This is a genomic window from Komagataeibacter xylinus (assembly GCF_004302915.1).
Lineage (GTDB): Bacteria > Pseudomonadota > Alphaproteobacteria > Acetobacterales > Acetobacteraceae > Komagataeibacter > Komagataeibacter xylinus_C.
In genome coordinates, this window is record NZ_QQBI01000072.1 from 1 (window position 1) to 5,175 (window position 5,175).

Below are 5,175 nucleotides of genomic sequence, written 5' to 3' on the forward strand. Positions count from 1 at the left end.
CACTTCATGTCCCAGGCGGCGCAGATGCCATGTCATCTGCCGCGAGCCATAATACGGCCTTTCCAGGAACTGGGCGTGGAGGGTTCGAAAAACCCGCTGGTTTTGAAACCAGCTCTGTGATTCCATTCGTCCGGTTCTGACTGAGGGAATGGCGGTATGAAGCAGACGGGATTTTTTGACGTTGAAGAGCGGCTTGCCCGCTTGAGCGGGCTTGGTGATCAGCTCGAAGCATTTTCCCGGACTGTGGATTTTGAAGTCTTCCGCCCTGACCTGGAGAAGGCTCTGGCGTATTCTGACGGCAGCAAAGGCGGACGACCGCCATTTGATCCTGTGCTGATGTTCAAAATTCTGGTGATCCAGACGCTCAACAATTTGTCTGATGAGCGGACGGAATATCTGATCAACGATCGCCTCTCCTTTATGCGTTTCCTTGGTCTGGGACTTTCAGATCGGGTGCCGGATGCCAAAACGGTCTGGCTGTATCAAAAGCGTCTGACCCAGGCGGGTGCGATCGATTGGCTGTTCAACCGCTTTGATGCCACCCTGCGCAACGCCGGGTATTTGCCGATGTCAGGCCAGATCCTGGATGCCACGCTGGTAGCGGCTCCGAAGCAGCGGAACACCAATGCAGAGAAAGCCGATCTTCGGGAAGGACGTATTCCTGAAGACTGGCAGGACAAACCCGCAAAGCTGTCGCACAAGGATCGTCATGCGCGATGGACACTGAAGTTCACGAAGGCGAAGCGGCAGGATGATGGAACCATGCCATCCAGCGATCTCGCTATCCCGTTCTTTGGCTATAAATCGCATGTTTCCATCGATCGAAAATACCGGTTCATCCGGAAATGGAAAACAACGCATGCCGCCGCCAGTGATGGCGCGCGATTGAGAGAGGGGCTGCTGGATAAAACCAATACAGCCTCAAGTGTCTGGGCTGACACGGCCTACCGCTCAAAAGCCAATGAAGACTTCATGGAAAAGCAGGGCTTTGTCTCCAAGGTTCATCGCAAAAAGCCGCATCTCAAGCCTATGCCCCGGCATATCCAGAAATCGAATGCAGGAAAATCCATTATCCGGTCGCGTGTCGAGCATGTCTTTGCCGATCAGAAGTCACAGACGGGGCTGTTTGTCCGGACTGTCGGTATCAGCCGAGCCACCATGAGGATCGGGCTCGCCAATATCGTCTACAATATGCGCCGCTTCCTCTTCCTCGAAAGATTGAACGCGAGCGCATAGCCATCCAGCGGAGGACAACTCCCAATCTGCTCAAAACGCAGACCGGAGGCCATCGCAAAAACCGTCAATCAAATCGCCAAAACCCAGAAATTACCGGCCAAGCACATCAATCAGGGGTTCTTCGAACCCTCCAGTTTATGAACTTCCACTGATATTTTCATAAATTCATATAAGATTCATATAAGATTCATAATAAGTTCTTTAGGCGATTATCACAGCATGTATTAAATATTATCTATAAATAATATTGTTAGGATATTCCTGTGTCTATGTATGCAAAAAATATGCTATTGATGTCAGGCGCTTTTTCTTGTGTGTATTCATTTTGTTTACATAGCGCTCATTCACAAACAGCGTCAAGGCAAATAAGCATAATGGAAAAACAAATCAATTATTTACAGAAACAAATTCAATATATGAAAATTCAGCAGGTTAAACAAGATAATGAAGTTCGTTTAGTTAAAGAAACTGCTTTGAATCGTGAGAAAATATCGACAGATCCTGCCTATAATAGGCCAATTATAATTGGCAATCCTAATGCAGATAATTATGCAATAAATCGTCCATGGATTACAATTGGAGGAACAGACCCTCGGAGTGAACCCACAACCTATGGTCAAATAACAGGAATGCCAGTTTCTCCTTCTGGGAATACCACAAATGGACTGTTCCACAAAGGTCAATTTAATGTAGGCCGCATATCTATTATTTTGGGTGGATATGTAGAAATGGCAGGTATATTTAGATCGAGAAATGAAACCGCTGATATTAGTTCAAATTTCTCTTCTATACCATGGATGAACTCGCCAAATGCGCATATGAATGAATTCCATGAAACAGAAAGGCAAAGTAGGTTCTCAGCACTAGTTGGTGCAGATATCACCGATAAGTGGCATGTATCTGGTTATACAGAAGTCGATTTTCAAGGGGCTGGATCTGCATCAAACTCACGACAAAGCAATAGCTATGTTTTAAGATCACGAGTAATGTATGGCGAATTTGAAAATAAAATAGATGATTTTTATATTATGGGAGGACAGTCATGGTCCTTGGCCACTCTTTTTAAGAAGGGTATGGATACAAGAAGTGAGCAAATACCACTTGTTATTGATGCTCAATATGTTCCTGGTTTTACATGGACACGAAATACAGGAATTCGTATTGTAAAAGGATTCCATAATCATGAATATCATATTGGTCTATCCCTAGAAAACCCGCAATCGGTATGGGGAGGAACAATATACACTCCAAGTGAAGAAAAAATAACATACAACAATTCTGGTGGACAAGTTGAAAATGTTTCCACAACTTATTCAGATGATGTCGCGCCCGACATTATTTTAAAAGGATCAGCAGATCCCAAATTTGGTCATTTTGAAGCTTTCGGAATTGGTAGATTCATACATGATCGGGTCAGTTACATTGGAACAGGAAAAAGTCATACCAAATTCGCTGGTGGTGGTGGCGGCGGAATGGTTATTCCTGTTGTGAAAAAGTATTTCGACTTTCAAGCATCTGGGTTGGCTGGTTACGGAATAGGTCGTTATGGAACAACAAATTTACCTGATGCCACAACTAATATTCATGGATCTCCAGCCCTACTCCCTGAAGCTCAAGTATTAATAGGGTTGATCGGACACCCATATAAATCAGTTGATATATATGCATACGGTGGTATGGAAAATATACTTTCTCGCAGTTCTTACAATGTTAATGGAACTCCATATGGCTATGGTAATATAGGGTACAATGTCTCAGGATGCCAAATTGAAAATGCTCCAAGCGCTATGGCCTGTAATGCCAACATTCGTCGAGTTTCTCAAGGAACAATAGGTTTTTGGTGGCGTTACTTTCAGGGAGATTATGGCACATTATCATTTGGCGCACAATTCTCTCACACCGATGTTGCTGGATTCTCAGGATATGGAGGAACGCCGCATACAGACGATAATATGGCTTTCTTATCCCTTCGATATCTGCCATTTCAATAATTTTTTAATTTACAAAAAATATAATTTATTACATTTATAAAAATTAAATTCATATTAGGGCGCTATGAAAATAAGAGTAAAAATAGATATTTCTTATATTGGTGAGCAAGTGGCCCACCAATGTTTTCTTGAAAACAGAAATATCGATGATTTAGATTTATATTTAGCTGGTGCGGCTTACGCCATATGTTTTTCTTTATTCACAGAAAAACCATGGATGAAAGAAAAATTCGCTGAAATAGGTAGCGAAATAGCAAAATCTGGAACTAGAAAATTTTCAGAATTAATGGAAATGGAAATATTGAAAAAATCCTATCCAGAAGGGAATGCATAATATTTTTTAGAGCCTGATTCGAAAGTTCTTTAACCCTGACAATGCTTTGCAGTCCGTCGTGTGAGCATTCGGATCGAGGCAATCAATGTCCATGCGGTTGAGGAAGCAATGGACTTTTCCCAATCTTTGGCGAGCCGCCTGCACCGTCCCAGCCAGGCGAATGTCCGTTCAACCACCCAGCGGCGCGGCAGGATCTGAAAGCCCTTCGCCGTATCGGGCCGCCTGATGATTTCGATCGTCCATTTTCCCATGGAGGCGAGCGCGGATCGCAATTTGTCGCCAGCATAGCCGCCATCAGCGAAGATGTGGCGCAGCCAAGGAAAGCGCCTGCGTATTGCCGCCAGGACATCAACCGCCCCATCACGGTCCTGGATGTCGGCGGCATGAACGAGGAGAAAGATCAGGAAGCCGCAGGTATCAGTCACGATATGGCGCTTGCGGCCCTTGACCTTCTTGCCCGCGTCATAGCCCGAAAGCCCGCCGCTTTCCGTAGTTTTCACCGACTGGCTGTCAATCACGCCCGCGCTCGGAGAGGCTTCACGCCCCTCGATTTCGCGCAGGCTCATGACCAGCACCGTATTCATGACCTCGAACAGCCCGGTATCACGCCAGGCGTAAAAATAGCGCCTGACGGTCGAGACCGGCGGAAAGCATTTCGGCAGCAGGCGCCACGCGCACCCGGCCGAGGCTATGTAGAGCATCGCATTGACCACCTCGCGCATATCCGTCGTGCGGGGGCGGCCACCCCGTTTCGCCGGGGGTATAAATGGCATGATCAAAGCCCACTCCCCGTCCGTCGTATCCGATGGATATCGCAGTCCTTCCCGGCTATGTTCACGTCGGGCAATACCAGTCCATGTCACCATTCACTCCATCTCTTCGTAAAGACGGATGAATCACAACAGGCTGGTATTGTGTTGATTTTCACTGAGAACTGACCCGGGTAGGGCGGAAATTTTCATCGAGATTTGACCCATGCCTTCACACTCCCCGGCAGCATCTGCTGGGGGTTTGAGGAGTGATTGACATGGAGCTTCTGAGTGTGATCCGTCGGTGGCACTGCCGGGATCATCTTCCGATCCGCGAGATCGAACGCCGGACGGGACTGTCACGCAATACGATCCGGAAATATCTCCGGGCACAGAGTATTGAACCGCGGTTCCAGGTACCCGAACGTCCCAGCCGACTGGACCCGTTTGCTGACAGGCTGAGGGGATGGCTGGTCCTGGAAGCCGCTCGCCCCCGCAAGAACCGGCGCACGGCGCGACGACTGCATGAAGACCTTGTGGCGCTGGGTTATGATGGGTCCTACGGACGGGTGGCCGCTTTCATCCGGCAGTGGAAACACGAACAGCGCCAGGCACGCCAGACAACGGGTCGGGGTGTTTTCGTGCCCCTGTGCTTCCAGCCCGGGGAAGCCTTCCAGTTCGACTGGGGCGAGGACTGGGCGGTGATTGCCGGGCATCGCGTCAAGCTGCAGGTTGCCCACACCAAACTGTCCTTCAGCCGGGCCTTCATACTCAGGGCCTATCCCCTGCATGTAAATGCTGTTTCAAAATTCCCCACATGTGCTGTCGGAAAATTCCCCAGCACGGATATGGTGATCAGCCATTG

At 47.8% G+C, this 5,175-nt stretch carries 5 protein-coding genes; 4 read left to right on the forward strand and 1 reads right to left on the reverse strand.

The window, feature by feature from the left end; translation table 11 throughout:
- The first annotated feature begins 156 nt into the window (after positions 1-156).
- The 3 genes from DV027_RS16920 to DV027_RS16930 all read left to right on the forward strand — a co-directional run bounded on the left by DV027_RS16920 (position 157) and on the right by DV027_RS16930 (position 3,561).
- The gene (locus DV027_RS16920) at positions 157-1,236 is read left to right on the forward strand and encodes an IS5 family transposase (protein ID WP_010517953.1); all 1,080 of its coding nucleotides are present in this window, start codon (positions 157-159) and stop codon (positions 1,234-1,236) included.
- Between the two features lie 374 nt (positions 1,237-1,610).
- Positions 1,611-3,227 (forward strand): hypothetical protein, encoded by a 1,617-nt coding sequence (locus tag DV027_RS16925; protein WP_223846623.1) that lies wholly within the window; start codon positions 1,611-1,613, stop codon positions 3,225-3,227.
- Positions 3,228-3,291: 64 nt separating this feature from the next.
- The gene (locus tag DV027_RS16930) at positions 3,292-3,561 is read left to right on the forward strand and encodes a hypothetical protein (RefSeq protein ID WP_130732960.1); all 270 of its coding nucleotides are present in this window, start codon (positions 3,292-3,294) and stop codon (positions 3,559-3,561) included.
- 29 nt (positions 3,562-3,590) lie between these two features.
- On the opposite strand, the gene DV027_RS16935 is transcribed toward DV027_RS16930, so the two are convergent.
- Positions 3,591-4,427: an IS5 family transposase gene (locus DV027_RS16935; protein ID WP_075632358.1), complete on the reverse strand. Its 837-nt coding sequence runs from the start codon at positions 4,425-4,427 to the stop codon at positions 3,591-3,593.
- Between the two features lie 161 nt (positions 4,428-4,588).
- On the opposite strand from DV027_RS16935, the gene DV027_RS16940 reads away from it, so the two are divergent.
- A partial coding sequence (locus DV027_RS16940) for an IS21 family transposase (protein ID WP_475584078.1) occupies positions 4,589-5,175 on the forward strand: 587 nt, incomplete at its 3' end.

Coding starts and splice junctions, on each gene's coding strand:
- DV027_RS16920 (WP_010517953.1), top strand. CDS start 157: ATGAAGCAGACGGGATTTTTTGACGTTGAAGAGCGGCTTGCCCGCTTG.
- DV027_RS16925 (WP_223846623.1), top strand. CDS start 1,611: ATGGAAAAACAAATCAATTATTTACAGAAACAAATTCAATATATGAAA.
- DV027_RS16930 (WP_130732960.1), top strand. CDS start 3,292: ATGAAAATAAGAGTAAAAATAGATATTTCTTATATTGGTGAGCAAGTG.
- DV027_RS16935 (WP_075632358.1), bottom strand. CDS start 4,427: ATGGTGACATGGACTGGTATTGCCCGACGTGAACATAGCCGGGAAGGA.